18 protein-coding genes are annotated in these 18,848 nt (G+C 33.6%); 2 read left to right on the plus strand and 16 right to left on the minus strand.

The window, feature by feature from the left end:
- Positions 1-117: 117 nt before the first annotated feature.
- The 16 genes from HAV12_RS19385 to HAV12_RS19460 all read right to left on the minus strand — a co-directional run bounded on the left by HAV12_RS19385 (position 118) and on the right by HAV12_RS19460 (position 16,667).
- Complete coding sequence (locus HAV12_RS19385; RefSeq protein WP_171571085.1) at positions 118-1,242, minus strand: acyltransferase; 1,125 nt, start codon at positions 1,240-1,242, stop codon at positions 118-120.
- A 247-nt stretch (positions 1,243-1,489) separates the two neighbouring features.
- Positions 1,490-2,089 carry a CDP-alcohol phosphatidyltransferase family protein gene (locus HAV12_RS19390; RefSeq protein ID WP_171571086.1) on the minus strand — a complete coding sequence of 200 codons (600 nt, stop codon included), beginning with the start codon at positions 2,087-2,089 and terminating at the stop codon, positions 1,490-1,492.
- A 205-nt stretch (positions 2,090-2,294) separates the two neighbouring features.
- Positions 2,295-2,741 carry a hypothetical protein gene (locus HAV12_RS19395; protein ID WP_171571087.1) on the minus strand — a complete coding sequence of 149 codons (447 nt, stop codon included), beginning with the start codon at positions 2,739-2,741 and terminating at the stop codon, positions 2,295-2,297.
- Between the two features lie 28 nt (positions 2,742-2,769).
- Positions 2,770-3,117 (minus strand): hypothetical protein, encoded by a 348-nt coding sequence (locus HAV12_RS19400; RefSeq protein WP_171571088.1) that lies wholly within the window; start codon positions 3,115-3,117, stop codon positions 2,770-2,772.
- A 72-nt stretch (positions 3,118-3,189) separates the two neighbouring features.
- Complete coding sequence (locus HAV12_RS19405) at positions 3,190-3,792, minus strand: hypothetical protein (RefSeq protein ID WP_171571089.1); 603 nt, start codon at positions 3,790-3,792, stop codon at positions 3,190-3,192.
- A 105-nt stretch (positions 3,793-3,897) separates the two neighbouring features.
- Positions 3,898-4,446, minus strand: coding sequence for a hypothetical protein (locus HAV12_RS19410; protein WP_171571090.1), 549 nt, complete (start codon positions 4,444-4,446; stop codon positions 3,898-3,900).
- A gap of 285 nt (positions 4,447-4,731) precedes the next feature.
- A complete protein-coding gene (locus HAV12_RS19415) occupies positions 4,732-4,914 on the minus strand; it encodes a hypothetical protein (protein ID WP_205423336.1) in 183 nt (60 codons plus the stop codon).
- Between the two features lie 227 nt (positions 4,915-5,141).
- Positions 5,142-5,720, minus strand: coding sequence for a hypothetical protein (locus tag HAV12_RS19420; RefSeq protein ID WP_171571092.1), 579 nt, complete (start codon positions 5,718-5,720; stop codon positions 5,142-5,144).
- Entirely contained in the window at positions 5,721-6,095 is a 375-nt protein-coding gene (locus HAV12_RS23105) for a polymorphic toxin type 23 domain-containing protein (protein WP_171571728.1), read from the minus strand.
- Entirely contained in the window at positions 6,085-6,552 is a 468-nt protein-coding gene (locus HAV12_RS19430; RefSeq protein ID WP_171571093.1) for a hypothetical protein, read from the minus strand. The genes HAV12_RS23105 and HAV12_RS19430 overlap by 11 nt, the downstream gene beginning before the upstream one ends.
- Positions 6,553-6,761: 209 nt before the next feature.
- Positions 6,762-7,268, minus strand: a complete 507-nt coding sequence (locus HAV12_RS19435; RefSeq protein WP_171571094.1) for a hypothetical protein — start codon at positions 7,266-7,268, stop codon at positions 6,762-6,764.
- Between the two features lie 69 nt (positions 7,269-7,337).
- A complete protein-coding gene (locus HAV12_RS19440; protein WP_171571095.1) occupies positions 7,338-7,979 on the minus strand; it encodes a hypothetical protein in 642 nt (213 codons plus the stop codon).
- Between the two features lie 61 nt (positions 7,980-8,040).
- A complete protein-coding gene (locus tag HAV12_RS19445) occupies positions 8,041-8,553 on the minus strand; it encodes a hypothetical protein (protein WP_171571096.1) in 513 nt (170 codons plus the stop codon).
- Positions 8,547-15,425 (minus strand): polymorphic toxin type 23 domain-containing protein, encoded by a 6,879-nt coding sequence (locus HAV12_RS19450; protein WP_171571097.1) that lies wholly within the window; start codon positions 15,423-15,425, stop codon positions 8,547-8,549. Before HAV12_RS19450 ends, HAV12_RS19445 begins: the two co-directional genes overlap by 7 nt.
- A 148-nt stretch (positions 15,426-15,573) precedes the next feature.
- Complete coding sequence (locus HAV12_RS19455) at positions 15,574-15,864, minus strand: hypothetical protein (protein ID WP_240345195.1); 291 nt, start codon at positions 15,862-15,864, stop codon at positions 15,574-15,576.
- Positions 15,865-16,382: 518 nt separating this feature from the next.
- Complete coding sequence (locus HAV12_RS19460; protein WP_132037626.1) at positions 16,383-16,667, minus strand: hypothetical protein; 285 nt, start codon at positions 16,665-16,667, stop codon at positions 16,383-16,385.
- Positions 16,668-17,401: 734 nt separating this feature from the next.
- Between HAV12_RS19460 and HAV12_RS19465 the strand changes: the two genes are divergently transcribed.
- Together HAV12_RS19465 and HAV12_RS19470 are read left to right on the plus strand one after the other, a co-directional pair.
- On the plus strand, positions 17,402-18,004 hold the full coding sequence (locus HAV12_RS19465) for a DUF4255 domain-containing protein (RefSeq protein ID WP_132037627.1): 603 nt from the start codon (positions 17,402-17,404) through the stop codon (positions 18,002-18,004).
- A complete protein-coding gene (locus HAV12_RS19470; RefSeq protein ID WP_171571098.1) occupies positions 18,001-18,843 on the plus strand; it encodes a hypothetical protein in 843 nt (280 codons plus the stop codon). The genes HAV12_RS19465 and HAV12_RS19470 overlap by 4 nt, the downstream gene beginning before the upstream one ends.
- The last annotated feature ends 5 nt before the right edge of the window (positions 18,844-18,848 follow it).

Raw genomic sequence — 18,848 nt, forward strand, 5'->3', positions numbered from 1 at the left:
TAGATATTGGTGGCCTATCTACTTCAATACACTGAGATTCATCATCTTGACTAATATCTAAGCAATGTTTTTTACTTCAAATAATTACACCTAACGGATTAAATTAGTGAATAACATTCATATTTCTTTTATGGTTTTGTTTCTTATTTTCATAAATGGTTTTTCTACTGTCAAGTGAAGAATATAGGCTCCTAAAACACAAGTAATCATACAAATTAGAAGCATGACATTATTCTCTATTTCAAATTCTTTTAATAGCTGGTGGGTTGTATGAATTATTCCTTTATGTGTCAAATAAATTGAAAAAGAAAGATGAGCTATAAAGGTTGTAATTTTTGAATTCATTTTATATAAAAAGCTAATAGGACTAATCGAACCTGCCACCATAAAACCAAAGCCAAGTGCAATTAATGGAAATCCAAAAACAGATGCCTTGAAAGTCATTAAGTCTTCACATAAAAAATAAGCAGCTGTCAAAATACATAAACTGAATAAAATAAATTGATTCCCATATTTTGAAAGTTTGATCCATAAATTTGGTAAAAACTGATAAATGCCTGCAATAGAAACACCAACTAAAAGTCCGTCTAAGCGATTATACGTCGGATAGTAAATAAATTTATACCAGTACATCCAACTATTTTGTTCACCAATTTTCGGCAGATACAAGTGATTAAAACTATAAAATCTAATCGCAAAACCGAATAAAAACAAGCCTATTAATAGCCAATATGATTTAGAGAACAGTTTTGAAGTCTGTAGAAATATTAAAATAATTGGCAAAAAAAGATAAAAATGTTCTTCTACACATAGCGACCAGCAATGTGAAAATGTTCCGTAGTCCTTTAAATTAAGATTAAAATTCTGAGTAAAAGTAAGAAATCTCCAAATTGCAGGTAGTGCTTCTTTTTCTCTGAAATACGGGAAGCAAAAATAAATCCCAACTGTTGCTAAAAATGCCGGCACAATTCTAAAAAATCGTTTGATAAAAAAAACTTTAAATGAAATTAATTGCCCTTTTTTAATTTGTAGAAATAGTTGAGAAGAAATTAAAAATCCGCTTAACACAAAAAACAAATCAACTCCTGTCCAACCAAATGAAGCTACATCAGGAAGCCATTCGGGTTCTCCGTCACTTAGAATATAATAATGAAAAAAGAAAACTAAAATAATAGCTAAAGCCCGTAAATGATCAAGCCCATATAGTTTTTCAGGAACTTTAATCTCTAATTTATCTGTCATTACATCTTTTTAATTTTTCGCTGAACTGTGAACAAACATAACATTTAACTTTTCAATATACACGAAAAAGAAAAGTGAAATTTAAAGTTTATCATTCAAGCTAAAAAAAAGTAAAATCTTGCTGCAGCTTTATAAAAATTCCCTGTAAAATGGTTAGCTATTTGACTGCTTCCCCTACAAAGACAAAGCTTCAGAGAAATCTGGGGCTTTTTGTTTTTATACTAATTCGTAATACTGAGTAAAATAGTTAACTATTTAAAAAACGATTTTTTTTAAATCCGATTCCACGTCTAATCAAATAGGCGTGATAAGAACTGGGAATATCATGTTGCCACTTTGGTAATATCAAAATAATCAGAATAACATCTGCATGGGAAATAACAGCCATGATGATTGCAACGGCAAAAGGTATTCCCGTATGCCCAAATCCGATCATTGATGTAAATGCAAATAAGAGCGTAAGTCCCCAAACTTTTGATAAAAAAGCATGAGTACAGGTTTCCTTTTGAAATTTTATGATACTGATTACATAACATAATCCTTCCATAGCAAAAACAGTGAAAATATAATATTTGTTTTCACTTATCAATTCAGGATAGAGTAACCATGAACTTATTCCTATTGAAACCCAGAATATCATGTCGACCTGACTATCTAATCTTCGCAATTTTTCAGTAGAGCAATTTTGTTTTCTGGCAATTATTCCATCCAGAATATCACTAATTAAACCCAGATACATTAGAAATAAAATTAGTACCGCTCCTTTGGTACCCCATTGCCAGGCAATAAGTAGAATTAAAGGTGAAAGAAGTAATCGTAAGAGAATAAGTTTTTGAGGTGTGTTCATTCTGTTTTTAATAAATTTCATATTCGGCTCTCCGAAGTTTTTTTAAAAGCTACAATTGCAGCATGATTTGTAATGATTCTTGAAATTCTTTTTTTTGATATATCATTTGCATCTGAATTGATCTTGGAATAGAAAATTAAAATGTGTCCAAGAATCCGGCTATAATCTTTACATTTAATTGTAGCATTTCAGAATAATAAGCTTTTTAAGCTTTTCCTTGTAACAAAACTCTTAACTCTTTTGCTCCTATTTCTTTTATATTAAAAATTTTATAGCTATCGAAGTCAATACTATCTTCTTTAAAATACGAAATGAAATATATTGTTTTTTCTTTATGTAAAAATCTCACATCTTCAACAATACTTACTATAGAATCAAAAGACAAACCAGCTGTTCCTATTACTATACAGTCGGTTTTCTTCAAAAGGTAATTAACAACACTGTACAATTCATTTGGTAAATTTGATGCAGAAATAAGTGAATTTTTAATATAATCTAATTTGTTCTTTTTAAAATACTGATTAACTTTAATTGATTTTTTAAGATTTAAATTAACAAAAATACAATCAGAGAGATAATTCAAATCATTCTCAATTAAGTTTTCATTTTCACACAGAATCAAATAAATACCTTTTTCTCTTTTTAATTTCATATCTATTAATTTTTTTAATTGTCGAATATTACGCTTTGAATTCGCGAGACGCGTCAAGTAAATCTTTATAAAAGTTAATTTCTATTTCAATATTCAATCTTGACAGGTTTTCTTCAATACTTTTATAATAAGTGAATGTGGAATTTTGCCCAAAGTGCTCTGTTTCATCAATTAACGTCCTTTCTCTTCGAGGTAGTTTTCTTCGTAAAAGTCCACAATAAATCTCCCCTGAAGAAATATTTATTTTTTTTGAATTAATTGGAACTTGATCATTAATGTTACAGACCGTAATGTTTTCATTTTTGGTTTGATATTCATTTTGTCCGGTCTTGCATGAAAATGAAATGAGTAATAAAAGGATAATGAGTTTTTTCATAATTATTTTATTAAGCTTAGTGATTCTTGCGGTTTTTTTTTTGAATCTAATTTTCAAATAAAAATTTATTTATTACTTCCTGCTTTTATGCAACCCTTTTTTGTACCATTTTTTATTTTTATAAAATAGTTTTGTACTGTCAGGTTTAATTTCCGTTTTATAAAATAGTAATGTCTTTGGCTTGTCTAATAACTCTATCTTTCTTAAATATGAATAGGACGAAAATAATTTAATCGTACTATCATTTACAATTATCCCTTTATCTTCTATAACCCATCTCCTAAAAAACTCATTATTATTAGCTCCAAATACTTGAAAACAAATTGTATCGTTTGAAATGGAATATTGACCAAATACATCAGGTTTTATTTTGTACTTTTCTTGATATTTTAGCATTCGATTATATTCTTCATCCAGATAATATTTTGGATTTTTCCAAAAATTCTTATCCTGTGAATTTGGCAAGCAAAGGCCATTATTATACAGATAATAACACTCTTTTGAATTTATATATCCATTTACAGAGTCAACTACATAAACTCCATTTGTTTTTAATTTTACTGATTTTTCAAACCGTACAGGTTTTTCATAATTGGAAAAACCTTCCCATTTAACGGGACCAATTCCACAAGATGAAATAAATAGTAAAATGAGCATATAAATTGTCTTTCTCATATTAATTAGAATATAGAGTCAATGGATTATATGTGAAATTTTGTTGAAATACACTTGGTAATCAGTATTGAATAAGGTCTTTTTTCTTTTTTTTATGAATCTCGTTTATAATTTCAAATCATATCCTATATCTCTTCTTTCATCTTGTACCAATCGCCAACCTTGCCTTAATTTTTCTTCCGCCTCTTTACCTGCGTAAAAACCGTCTATTAACTTAAACTCTTTTTTTATTTTTTTTGAAAAAAAATCATACAAATCTTTAGAAAATTTTTCAACAAATAAATAACTTATACTAGACTCAACTAAAACATTTTGCTTTGCAGTGTATATTCCAGCAAATCTAAAATTAATACTATCCTTATTAGAATTTGAGTCTGCTGTAAATTTTAGACCTCCCTTTATTTGAGGTATTTCTTCTATATTTAAAGATGCCGTTTTTGGAATTAATAAATAATTAATACCAAAATTATTCCCTATTTCAGTGTATCCTAAATTAGGGATTTGTAATATCGAATCGTATCGTGTAAAGACTTTATCGTCTGACAAATATCTTTTTGTGTCATAACATTGTATATCAAAAACACTTTCTACACATTTTATAATTGGTTCAATATCATTTAATGTTGCAAAAAATCTAGTTACTTTTCCTTTCATTATTTTTATCTTTTAGGAATTAATATTAGATATTCTCCCGCTGATATTTTGATCAAACACGAACGATTCGTGCAGAAACGGGAACCTTCAGAGAACAGAACTGTAACTACTAACTTTACAAAACTTCATGCGAAACTTCTTTACATTTAATAATAAAAGTTGAATTGGGATTTTCTTCTAAATAATCAAAATGATCTATTGGAAAAAAATCAAAGGTTATTAACCCATCATTTTCTTTGATCAAAACATCTTTTGGTGCAAAATCAATTACATCTTCTCTTTTAATTAATTTATAACTAATAATTTTGTAAATGAAATTTTTACTTTTTCGTAACTATAATTTTTATTTTTATTAGAACAATGAATTATTAATTCAAGAGCGTTTTCATTACTATCCTTTACTAATTTAACTTCAGAAATCCAAGAATCTGAAAACTCACCATAATCTTCTATCATTTTCTTTATCATAAAATTCAATATTTAAAAATTTTATTTTTTTACCATTATATTTTTCACTCAATAGTCTATTTAGTAAATTCCCTTCAAAAGAAAATTTATTATTTAATTTAAATACATCGTCTTGATAATTAAACCAAAACATTGTTCTATCTATAACTAATTTCGTTTCTTATTTTATTAAGCTTAGTCGTTCTTGTGTATTTTTTGAATCTAATTTTCAAATAAAAATTTATTTATTACTTCCTGCTTTTATGCAACCCTTTTTTGTACCATTTCCTATCTAAAAACCAAGCTTTTGTACTATCAGGCTTTTTACTTATTGGATAAAATCTATATATAATTGGTTCGCCAAGAAGTTCCTCCTTGTTTAAGGTATAAGATGACAAAATTTTAACAATAGTATCACTTAAAATAACATCTTTATACTCTAATATTTTCTTACTGTAAAATTCATTATTATTACTATAAAAATCTTGAATAATTATTGTGTCTTTTCTAATTATATATTCACCAAAATCATTACTATTTTCATAATAAGAACTTCTTTTCTTCAATTCTTTTTCTGGTGATAGCCAAAAGTTGTCGTCAAAATATTCATAGTGATATATTCCATTTTTATATAAGTAAAACCCTTTAATTCCCTTAAGGCTATTTCCTTCATTAATCGAAACATAAATTCCATTTGTTTTCAATGGAAAAATAGAATTATTTAAAATAATAACCTTTTTATAATTATCAAAACCATCAATTTTTTTCGGACCTAATCCACACGAATAAATACTAATAAGCGCTAGTAAACAGATTTTTTTTTTCATTTAATTAGAGTATAATGTCCATGGATTATAAGTAAAATTCTGTTGAAACAGACTTGGTAATGATCCTAAATTAGTATTAAAATAAGGCCCTTTTACAACGTTTTTATGAATTCCATTTTGAAATAAATCTTGTACTTCTGGCCCATCATAACCTAATCTTTGTATATGATTTCCTCTTCTGACTCCAATATACATTCCCGCAAATACACGACTACCTTTTGAATAAGTTGCCCTGAAATTTCCCTCTTTGTCATTAGAATTTCTTTCCCAAATGGGAGAGTTATAATTCCTATTACCTCCTACATGTGGTTTCGACTTATATTCACTATCAGGTGGTGATGATGTATATATATTGTACTCCCTTTTACCAATCAGGTTTTGTTATCCTAATTTTTTTAGGAATGCTTTCTTTTGCATAAAATGATTTTACTTGAGCATCTAACTCAATATTTCGTTTAGTTAAAACCAAACTGTCTCGCTCAATAGATAATATTTGACTGTATAATTCCGAAGCATTTGCATTACTATTATAAAATTGAACAATAAAATCCTCCCCATTATAATTATAGTAGCCCATATATCCCTTTTTAGCTTCTAGGACACCGTGTTTTTTTAAATCAACATTACGATCATAAAACTCTGCAATCCGACCATTAGAATAAAACTTATAATATCTTGCTCTAAAATCTCCAGTAGCGTTTATGCGTTCTTCTCTAACTAACCTATAAATAACATTAGTATCAATTATCGCATAAGCTCTATCATCAGAATTTGGGGTTATAGTAAACTTTGAGAAACCAACCCTGTAAAAACCATATTCTTTATGCCTCATGCAGGAATTACAGCATACGATTATAAACGCAAAAAATAAAAGCCTTACCATGATGTAAATTTATTTGTAGTTCTGTATTATGAATATCCCTTCCAGTCCCATGATTGGTTTTCAAAACCCTGATCATGAATTACCCTATCTTCAATAGCATGCCTACATATTAGCTATTAACCCGTCTTTATAAGCTCTATAATTCATTTTTAATTGCACTACCAATCTGGTTTATAAATTAAAAACTCCCTGGGTAAATCGAGAATGTTGTAAATTCTTAACTGATTATAACCCGTCAATATTAATTGTTCTTTATCAATTTTATGCAATTTATATTTTAACAAACCACCGCCTTGTGGGTGCTCGAAATAAGTTTGAACGGTTAGAGTTTTACCATCATAATTATAATATGCCATTTTAGCTTTTTTGGGGTCTAATGATTTAACATCACTCTCATAATAAACTTCAAATTCTCCAACCCTACCATTGGCATAGAATTTAAAAAAATTCTTCCTTATATATGGCCTCTCATTGTATATTGTATCTATAACATCCACTAATTGATATAATTTTGTAGTGTCAATAATTTTATAAGCATCGGCATTTGAGTTTGGTTTTATTGTAAATCGATACGGTTTAAATCTAATATTACCATAATCTGTTCGGGTATAAAAACAACTTACCATACAAAGTAAGAGTGCTGATAGAATTACTTTTTTTACCATGATGTATATATATTAGTAGTTCTGTATTGACTATAACCATTCCAATCCCAAGAAGTATTCATAAATTCATTATCTCCAATCATTAAGAAATTTATTCTCAATATTTGGCACATTTTCATCTAGTTCAAACTTATAAACCAAATCTATTTTTTTTATTGTGTTCTTACGATAATTCTTTAATTTAGTTAAGCGAAATGTTTCATTGTTTATAATATACCCTGTAAATTCATACAAGAAATAGTCATTAAACGAATCTTTTTTTTCATTTTTCATTTCTGCTTTATAATATTGAATTTTAATAGAATCATTTTCTATCGTAAAAAGGCCTTTTCCATCAATATCGTTATTTTTTATTTTACAAGAACTAAATTTAGTACTATCAAGTATCTTAAGTCTTGATTTATACTTGCTGATTGCATTATCAAATGAATTTTCATTATTATTAGTTGTTGTACAATAATTTTTAGCATTGCCAAAATAAACCCCATCATATATAACATACCCATCTTTATATAACAATAATGTCATAATGGCTTTCGAATCGACATTATTATTTAATTCTGAAAATTCACAATAATAAAAGCCATTTATTTTTATTGGGATAGATTGGTTTGATATTAATTTTGCTTTTATAAAATCGCTTTTATTATGAACTAATGAAGTACATGAAATCATCAGAAACAATATGACAATGATTAAACTTTTTACCATGATGTATATATATTGTACTCCCTTTTACCAATCGGTTTTGTTATCCTATTTTTTTTTATTTCTAATTTTTTTCCCACTTGTCAGGTATGATTGTCTTAATATATACATGAGATTTTTTTCCATTATTAATACTTGTCAAAGTATCCCCATTATTACTTATTTTATATTTTATAATTATATATTTACCTCCTTCAGCAATCACAAAAGTTTCATAATTAATGATATTTTCTTTCGAATTGTAGAAATAATAATCAGTCAATCTTTGTTTAGGTCTTAAATTATTTTCTTCTAGTTTCTCAGTGCCAAAACTAAAAGCTTGACCATTTCGGTAAAATTTTTTATAAACTGCCCACTTTCCAAAATTTAAATCTTTAACTAATTTATTATTTTCGTAATAGCCGTAGAATCTATACACATTTAAAGTATCTAAGGAATCGGGAAATATAAAACCCTTTTTATCTTTCAGTGAATAATTAGGGTGCTTCGGTTGAAAAAAGCCGTACTCATTCTCAGAGTATCTCACACAGGAATTTAATAATAGTATTACTAATATTAGAAAAATGACTCTTACCATAATGTAAATATATTAGAAGTTTTGTATTGAGAATAACCTTTCCAATCCCCACTTTGCATTTCAAACATTCTTTGATTTGCAATAAAAGTACCATGGATTGCCACGTTTTGTATTGAATGTCTTACCCATTCGCTATTTGTTCCAACTCGATAGGATTTGTAACTAAAATATGCTGCTCCCATTCTATAAGCTTGTCCCCTTTCATTAACGAATCCATTTTTATAATGTTCACCAAATTTTCCATTTGAAGCATAACCTAATTCGCCGCCTAAAAAATTTTTCTCCAATTCATAATCGTCTTTCGTTCTAGCTCCAGTAAATAAATTAAAACCTGTACCAAAACTTCCGACATTCAAAGACAAAGCCGCGGTCCTATATTGATCATTTCCGTCACCAGACACTCCTGAAAATGGTTTTCCATCATTTTCATAAATAGCATTAAAATCGCCGAAATGTAATCCCAAAACTCCTGTTTGCTGTTTAAATTCCTTCATTCCGCCATTTCCACTCCAAAAATTAGTCCCAAGACTAAACCCAGTGTTTCCATCATCGTAAGCTGCCAGAATAGATTTCCGTATTTCTAAACCGCTTTTCCCAAAGCCATTATAATTGCTATTACTCATAATGCCGACTCCTGCAGAAAAACTAAAATCACCATTATTGTAAGTTACTGCTACATTTGCTCCAATACCCATAGTGTTTCCAAATGCAATGGCCGGCGATATACTAAACCCCCAATGATTATTCACTTGAATTCCGATAGGAGGCATAAAATAACTTACACCCGCACCCGCCGCAGAAGATGCTATAAAATTCCACATTCCTGTATTTCCATTAACACAACTATCTGAAAATGTTGATGCCCCCATTGTGTTATACCCTATCCATCCCATAGCTGCACTTATAAGTCCGGATTTTACGGAACTCCAACCCCAATTCCCCGTACTAATTGAACTTGAGACATAACCAATAACAAAAGAAGTTGCAGCAACAACTAAATCATCCCACCCAAACCATTCTCCATTATAGTCCGCATATTTGAGTGGATTATTCCAGCAGTAACTGTATCTGTTAAAACTCTGCGTATTATAAGGATCCTGCACAAAATTATCCGGCTGTAAAAAACGATGCAGTTTAGGATCGTAGATACGGCCGTTCATATTGATCAGGCCAACACTCTGCAAATGCTCGTGTCCGGTGTATCCGCGATCTAAAACGGTGAGACCAGTAAGCGTATTTCCGGCACCATCCTGTACCTTTGCAATATTTCCCCAGGCATCAAACAGGCGTTTTTCGATCACTGCCCCGGCCTGATTGGTTATCGATAGTATTGACCCCTGATAATCGCGTTGTAAATATAAATAATCAGATGTTGTTCCGTTGCTTCTGAGTACGATTGGTGCTGAGTAGCCATCACCGCCAATGTAGGTAATGAATTCAAAAGTACCCGTTGTCCTGTTGTGCTTAATCTCCATACTGCCATCGGCTGCATAATATTTTCGTAAAGGCCTTAGCAGAATTTCATCCTCCAGACCTCCATAAAACATAGCACTTCGGCTGTTGCTGTCATTGTAGGTAAAGCTGATTTTATCTACTCCTGTTTCCTCTATTTGTACGGGACTTTTAAAGGTATTACAACTAATGCTCAGTTTCCTGTCGGCAGTAACCGGATTGCCTGTTTTGCGAATCTGAACATCATCAAACCACACATTGCCCAGGCCATTGTTGTCCAGACGGATATTCAGCTTTTTGATATTGGCGGGTACCAGAACTGTTTTTTCAATTTTGGTCCATTGTTTTTTAATCCCCGAAACCGCATTATCGATCCCTGTGAAATACCCCGCTTCGTTGTCTTTTTTCATAAACAGGAATATTTCGGCCTGCGGATTGTCACTATACACCCATGCCGAATAGGTATAGGAAGTAGCAACCGCATTGTCAATCGCAATCCATTTATCGGAGTGCAGGTATTGTTCTGTTGTGGTGGTATTGGCTATTTTCAGGGCTGTTTTACCCGTATGAACATTTGCAGTATCATACGTATACACCATTGAAGCCGGGTATTTTGCCAATCCGAAACCGCTCTTTTCTTCCATGCCGTCACTGTAAATTCCCTCGCGGTTGGCATAATAGGCTAAGGCATCTGCTTCCACCGGATTGATGGAGGTCTGCTGATACGGTTTCGCTTTTTGGGTGTACTGATAGGTTCCTAAATTATTTTGTGTTATCCTTCCCTGATCATCATAGGCCTGTTTCTCCTGTACCCCCTGACCATTGGTATAGTCAGTGAGGCGATCCTGGCTATCGTAGTCAAAACTTTCATTTCTGTTAAACATACTATTGGTGCGGCTGTTCAGATTTCCTTTTTTGGCATCAAAAACCGTATTTAAAGTCAGTATATTGACAGAGCCGGCAGTTCTGTCGTATTTCAACTGAGACACTAAACCAGAGCTGCCATAGGTATTGGTTACCGTAGTGGGTCCGTTTTGTGCGCTGGTGAGCTGCCCTCTTGCGTTTACGGCATTGGTCTGCCATAAAACAGCATTGGTATCGTTGTCCAGTATTTGCCAGTGCGCTCCGTTTTTATAGGTGTTTTTTATGGTTTTGGAACTTGATTTTCCTCCTGCCGTCGCGCTTGACTTTTCGGAAGCGACCCGCCCGAAACCATCATAGCTGAATTCTTTTGTAAACACGGCATAAGGCGTCTGCTCTGTTGTTTTGGTGATTCTTTTTGAAGCATCGTAGGTAATCGAATTCAGTATGGTATGGGCTCCGTTAGTAAAGTCTTCGAATTTACTGCTCAACAGCAATTTACTGGACGGATCATAAGTATAGGCCGTCTTGGAATCAGTTTTCGTACCGAAAATTGTTTTTTGCGTTACTTTTCCGAAGGCATCCAGTGTATAATTGGTCGTTCCGTTGGGAGTCGTTTCTTTTGTAGTTTCTCCAATTGCATTGTATTCATATCTATACGTACCTGCAGAGGAATCGACCAATTCTATTTTTCTTCCCCAGCCATCCTGCGAAATAGTGGTTTTTACCCCGGCATAACTGGATTCGTAAAGATTTCCATTTGGGAAATAGGTGTAGGTAATCGTACCTCCCGGAGTATCGGTGACAGCGATCACATTTCCGATGGCATCCTTAACCGTCGTTTTCGATTTTGTACCGTCGTTTACCGTGGTGCGCAAACCGGAATAGGTAATACGGGTGTTCTTTCCGGTAAACGAATTATGCTCCGTGACCCTGCCGTAAATATCATATTTAGTTTCGTTCCATTGCGTTGGAACGTTTCCGAAATAGGGTTCACTTACTTTATAATTTCGATCGTAAATGTCATAGCCGTAATCGACATACGAGAACGTTCCCATACTATTTTTACTGCCTTCCCTTATTTTTCTGCCCAGATCATCAAAGGTTTCCTCGCTGGCACTGCCATCTTCTGCGGTTGCGGTAATGATGGTTTTCTCCGCACTGCGCGTATAGACGTACGTATTGTTCTTACCCAGATAATCTGTTGTTTTGATTTTCTTAAACCACGAATCGTAGGCATAAGAAGTGGTTAAGCCGTAAGGACTTGTTTCGGACAACAATAATCCGTTGCCCTGATTATATATGAAATTAGTAGACAAGCCTTCTATATCTGTACTTCTGATTAAAAAACGACCTGAAGCATCATACAAATAACCGGTTACACGCGGTGCAAGTCCTGTTGCCAGTATGGTTTTTTTGGTGATATTGCCAAAGGGGTCATATTGATTGTCTTCCGTTATATAATCTGTGTTGGTTCCTTTCTTTTTAACCCGGGTCAGTAGATTTCCGGAATAGGAATACAGCTCTTCGGTAAACATTGTATTTCCGGCAACGGTAATGCTTTGTTTTTTACTGATCGGCTGCCCGACTATATAAGGTGTTGCTGAAGAGGTATTCGCTGATGAAGGAACATTATAGGCTATAGTAGAAACGCTGCTTTGTACAATCGTTTTTCCTTCCTTTACCAAAGTTGTTGATTTGAGAGGGTTATTGTACCCATCATAATCTGTAACCGTCTCCGTACCGGTGCCTTCCAAAGTATTTACTTGTTCTGTTTTTAAAGCTTTAAGTTTAACTACCTTATTGCTTTGCAGGGCATCTGCAGCCGTATTATAAGTAACCGCCGATTTTGTAATAAAGGTGTCGGACAGATAATTCGCAGATACAAACCCCAGTATTGAATAATTTTCGGTATTGGCGCCTCTCAGACCAACGTCATTTCTGGAGATAGTAGAGATAACTTGTGAGTTGTCCTTATACCAATTGGTTCTCATTGTGGCCCGAAATCCTAAAAAGCCCAATCCCTGACTATTGGCCACAGCACCATAATAATTGAAGGATTGTTTTTTAGAACCGGCAGCACTCATTTTCTCCAGCATTTTTACGACTTTGAAATTAAGAGCTGTCTGAATATCAATATTGGGGTATATTTCCGTTAAAGGTGCCGGCGAATAGATGGTTTCGTAGGGATCCTGCTTTAAGAGACTATAGGTAATTGACTCGGTAACTCCATTGCCTGTAGTCACTTTCTTCAAGAGCACATCTTTCCTATGGTCTACAGCACTATTGAAGGATTGAATAGCATTGTCACTAATTAAGGAATATTCTAAATTTAAATTTATTTTGTTATGATTGATAAAAACAGGAATTGGATATCTTTTTGCCGCCGCAAATTGTGCACTGGTGTTCAACAAATTAAAAGTGATTGTATTTCCCGTACACGATTTATTTTCAAGTAAAACCAATTTAGTAATCTGAGACGCTCCTCTTCTTGCATAAACATTTCTTTTTTCAGACAGGATATATTCTACCGTAAGATTCTGCTGGTATAAAATATCTGTTTTACCATCGCCATTAAAATCGTTTGCTACAAAAGATCCTTCGTTTAAGCTGTACGTGTCAAAAGGAAATCCAACAACACCATAATAGCCCATTCTTGAAGTATCGTACGCCAGACCAATTGCCGTATTTAATGTACTGAAAGTGGTTCCTGTAGAAAAATAGAAGTTCCAGCTATCTTGATTAGTGGTTTGAGGAATTACAAAATCTGTTTTGCCATCTCCGTTATAATCTCCCATCAGAATTTGTTTATCCAAAATAATCCCTTCATCTGTTTTCGCAAACAATAATTCAAATTGTTTAGTATCGTTCAGTGCGTAAACAGCAACCTTTCCCTGATCAAATACACCAATATCCGATTTACCATCTCCGTTAAAATCGGCCACTATTAATTTACTAGCCGATCCTGCATTGATTCGGCCTGCATCCGTAACAAAGTTTGAGGTAACATTCTTATCTAAATTCACTAAATAAGTTGTACCATAATGAGTGCTGGTGGCATTAAGTACCTGACCGTCACTGTCACAGGGCCCCAGATAAGAGTAGGATGTGTTTCTTTCGACAACAATAATATCGGTGATACCATCTCCGTCAAAATCTCCGCTTAAATTAGATTTTGCTATTTGCGCGGTAAGTTCGCGAGGTTTTCTGTTACGTTGTACACAGCTTAAAGGGTGTTCTGAAAAATACGTTATAACCGGAAAATCATATTTCTTTTCATCATATTGTACAATCCCCATAGTTCCCTGAAAATAAGTGGTAAAACTATTCTCCTTGACAACAACCCAGGCTTGCATTGGCATTACTTTACGATCATACCCTAACCATGTTACCGGAAAAATTTCCTGAAATGAGCCAACGGACTGTCTGGTGCCGAAATTCACATTTCGTGTCGTAATATCGGTATATAGGCTGTACTCCTTTTTTGCATTGTCTCCTTTTGTAGGATACAAAATAAGATCCAGCTGGCCATCACCGTCAAAATCACCCGAAACATATTCGGTGTTTGTGAAACTAACTCCTGAGAGATCCAGTATTCCGGAATTTTTAACCTTTAGGGCACCTCCGCCTGCTTCAGTATGGTATTCAAACACTGTTGGATTATAATTTTTACTGCTATATCCATTTTTCTCTGTAATACCAGTTAACCTTTGATAGCCTAAGGAAGTAGTATCGTAATTGAGTGCATAATTTCTAAACCCCACACCATTTCCTGTTATCTGGATCTTATCTAAAATAGTATTTCTTAGCATACTCTGACCACCCACATATTCCTGCTCAGCTCTTTCTTTCTGTTTATAAATAAATTTAATTTGGTTGATTGGCGTCGCCCCTGGCCCTGAACCGTAAGTAATACTGGAGATATTCAGGGTATTATTGGCTAAAAAATAAGCATAGCTAATTCTGATGCCCTGGGGATTTTCCCAATAGGTAATGGCCCAGTCTGTTATGGAGCAGGAATCTGCAGCACTGCCATAATACGCCTTTGAACCATCCGGATATTCTACAATAAAATAAGCAGGTCCATAATTTATTCCTTTAGAATGAACGCCATAGGAGGTAATTTTGATATTCGAAAAGCTTTCCGTTTCATAGGCCGTACCGTTCAGACCGTATATTTTATTCGTCCCGTTTTTAACCAGTAGTCGCTGACCGTCCAATGCAAAACGATCGAAAATATCAAAATCTACGGGATCAATAGTCCCATCGTGAAATTTCGTTGACGGAATTCTGGAAATCGCAGAAACACCTCCTATATTCCACCCATATCCGGCGATGCCGTTTCCCCCCTGACTGTTGTAGGTTAGGCTAATCTGAGGTACCACTCCGTTTATACCGGGCGGCACTGCAATAGGAATGGTATAATTTGCAGCTCCGGTTAAAGACACTGCTAACTGACCTTCTGTAACACCCACTTCTGTTGAAGAACCGGTTGGTGCAGTCTGGGCATGTACCCATACCCCAACTAAAAAAACAAGGATAGAATAAAGACTTTTCATATCGTTATTGTTTGATGATTTTAACAGCTTTTTGAGAACCATTGCTGTAGTACAGCACTATGGCATAGATTCCTGCGGAATAATTTTGAAAAGGGACGTTCAGCTCATTGACCCCTGACTGGATGGGATAGGTTCCTAAAACCTGACCTTAAAGAGCGAAAACCTGAACCGAAGTCACCCCATTATTTTCCTGTAGTTGCCATTTCAGATACAAAGTTTCTTTGACCGGATTGGGATAATAAGAAAGAACCTCTTCCGATGAAAGTGTTAGTCCCTTTTCCTCCGCCAAAGCTTCAACTTCTTTTGTCTGATCTTTTTTGCCCGTTGCCGAGGGACATTTTAAACACAAAGATCTTTTTACCTGATTGCCGGCAGCATCGTATTCGAATACAATTTTATTGGTTTGTGCATTTGATAAGAAGGAAACCAGGAACATCATAAACAGGACTTCTTTTTTTATATGTGAGATTTATTTTTATAAAAACTTATCGTATTGTACGAAATAAGCTAAAAAAATAAACATCCACAATACCCTCTTTCCGGTATATTTCAATCAACCAAAAGGAATATTTTTAACTAAATGAGGTATCAAAATGGCTATAAGGGCATAAAAGCAACCCTTTTTTATTAAAAGATTTTGAAGCTGTTTAGGACAGAAATGTTGTGCTTCTAAGTTTAGCGCACGGCTTCTCACTCCGATTGTTGGAAAATTTAAATTAAAATCAACTTTCTCAACTTCATGTTTTCAAAAATTTCTGTTGTAAATCTTTTGTTGTAAAAAAATATTCAACAAAAATATTTCAACAGCTTTGTTGTAAAATGAAAATCAAAATAAAATTTTCAACAGCAAAACTGAAAATAAAATCAACTTTCCCACACTTGAAAATGCATAACCAAAAAAAAAGCCCCGCAATAACGGGGCTTTTGTGGTATTTGCAAAATTTAAATCCCGACAAATTAAGTTGCTTTCGCAGCTTTAATAGCAACGCAGGCTTTCTGAATTTGCTTGTCTGTAAAAGGAGACAGGGTTTCTGCCAGATTCCTGCTGGTTCTGAGACAGCTTAGCATTTTTTGTCGGAGCTCCTGATCATTGCCGAATTCAGTTTCGAGCATTAACTCGAAAATTTCCTGCAAATACAGCGGCTGTTCTTTAAAATTTCCTTCAAACCAAAGGTCGGAAAGGAAATGAACTACGGATGGCACTACATCCTGGTGCGATGTTTTTTGATTTTCATTTTGCATAATCGAAAATAATAGACACACGAAACCCCCGCTTTAGATGTGCTAAAATACCCAATTCGGATAGATTTACCATTGTTTCCGCAGGTACATCATGGCGAGGGAATCGCTTATATTAATTAATAAAGTTATTCAGGATAGAATCCTTAGGTATTTTAGCAAAGCAAAGATACACATTTTAAATAAAAAAGATGTATTTACTTACAAATAAAAACCTGTTCTACTAATTATTTGTTCTATATATAGTGTTGCAAATTGAAACGACGACAAAAGTATAAAAATGATAAACTAAACAAAGCAAAATTTGTCAGGAATTTGCAACTTAAAATATTTAAGGGCATTTCATCTAAAAATCAAAAACGAATGTTTTGTTTTTTGAATTATTAAAGTTTAATAGTCATTACAACTGCTCAGGTTCTTTTATGACTGAAAATAAAACAACACCTTGTTTCACAAACAAACATTTAAAAATCAGTATTTTAACCTGTACAAAAAGGGTGTTTTTCCCCTTTTTTGATACCTCTTCCTTTGTATAACTTCGACAATTCAATTAGCACCCGATTTAGTACCAATTGAAAGCACGCCGGAAGCCCCCACTTCTTTATTTTAAAATCTAAGCCTTAGATCACATCCGTCAGCAAATTCATATCGAGTTATCATAAACGGGATGTCTTTAAAAAAATAAAAATACCTGCTTGATTAACAATACTATAGAATGTATTAAAACCCATTATAAGATGATTTTTGAAGTTATTCAGATAATTACAGAACAAGTAAACAACTATCTCGACGAAATCGGATTGGATAAAACCGTTGTGGCTGAAAATATTGCTTTTTTAGAGTCCCAAAACGAAATCGTATCGGCTAATTTAGAAGATAAAGTAGCACTGACCTTAATCAATCTGGATGAGGAATCTACCTTAAAGAACTTTCCGAATCATGCGATTGAAAACAATAAAACCATTTATAAAAACAGTGTTATTAATTTAAATCTGTATTTACTTTTTAGCGCCAATAGAAATAAATACATCAACTCGCTGAATGATATTTCGAAAATTATAGCCTTTTTTCAGGGCAAAAAACTCTTTACACAAGCCAACACTATTTACAACCGAAATAATGTTGCCATGACCAACATTGACAACTTCAGATTCTCGGTGGAGCTCTACACGCCCACTTTTGAAGAGCTGAACTATATCTGGGGAACGTTAGGCGGTAAACAATTTCCGTCGGCTTTGTACAAAGTGAGCATGATACAAATTGAACGCAATATCGCTCAAAGCGAAGGACAACTGATCAGCAGGGTCAAAGGTATAACAAAAACAAAAGAGCAATCATGAGTTTTCATCTTACATACGGATTGTTATTTGAAGTAACATTTTTACACAATTATTTTCTGAACAGTGGTGAAGATACCTATGCCGGTATGTCGACAACGGATAAGGAAAAGATGCTGCAAAAATTCGATTATGATTCCTTTGCCGCTATCACCCCAACCGTAGAAACCCAAACAAGGTTAAGAAACTACAAAATGGCGTTTAAACCAACCAAAACGGGAATCCGGGTCTACGTTAAAGTGAAAGAAGCCGATGAAACTGATCCCTATATAAGTCTTCCTCCTGATTTGAAACTGGACTTTATAGTGTCTGTCAAGGACTATCAGTTTGAGAATTACACCGATTTGGAATTTGTCCCGGATCAACTGTTTTTATTCAGCAACGTCAAGCCTTCCACTGAGCCGGTAACGTTTCAATACATTTCAAAAAGCAATGAGAATGTCCTGATTTCAAATGCCTATTTAGTATCTGAAAAAACAACAGCGCAATTCCTATCCGAACTTCATACCGCAGAAAGACAAGATGTTTTCGGAATCCTGTCCCTGAGCATGAAAGCCGATACTGCTGCAAAAAACATTGTGACTGATTCGGGCAAAATGATCACCCCAAATTTTAAGATTCATTTTGACAACAGGAAAACGCTTTGGAGATATATCAACAGGAAAACAGCCATCACAATTAGAACCAATGCCGTCAAGCCCCTAACCTATTCGGGTTTTGTTGAAATTGATCCGGCGGCAGACTTTACTCCCTCTCAATTACCAGACACTCAATATCCTAATCCATCTGTAAAATCAATAACAAAAAATGATGGTGATTATTATTCGGAAATATTTATTTAATAATT

This window comes from Flavobacterium sp. CLA17, assembly GCF_013112255.2.
Lineage (GTDB): Bacteria > Bacteroidota > Bacteroidia > Flavobacteriales > Flavobacteriaceae > Flavobacterium > Flavobacterium circumlabens.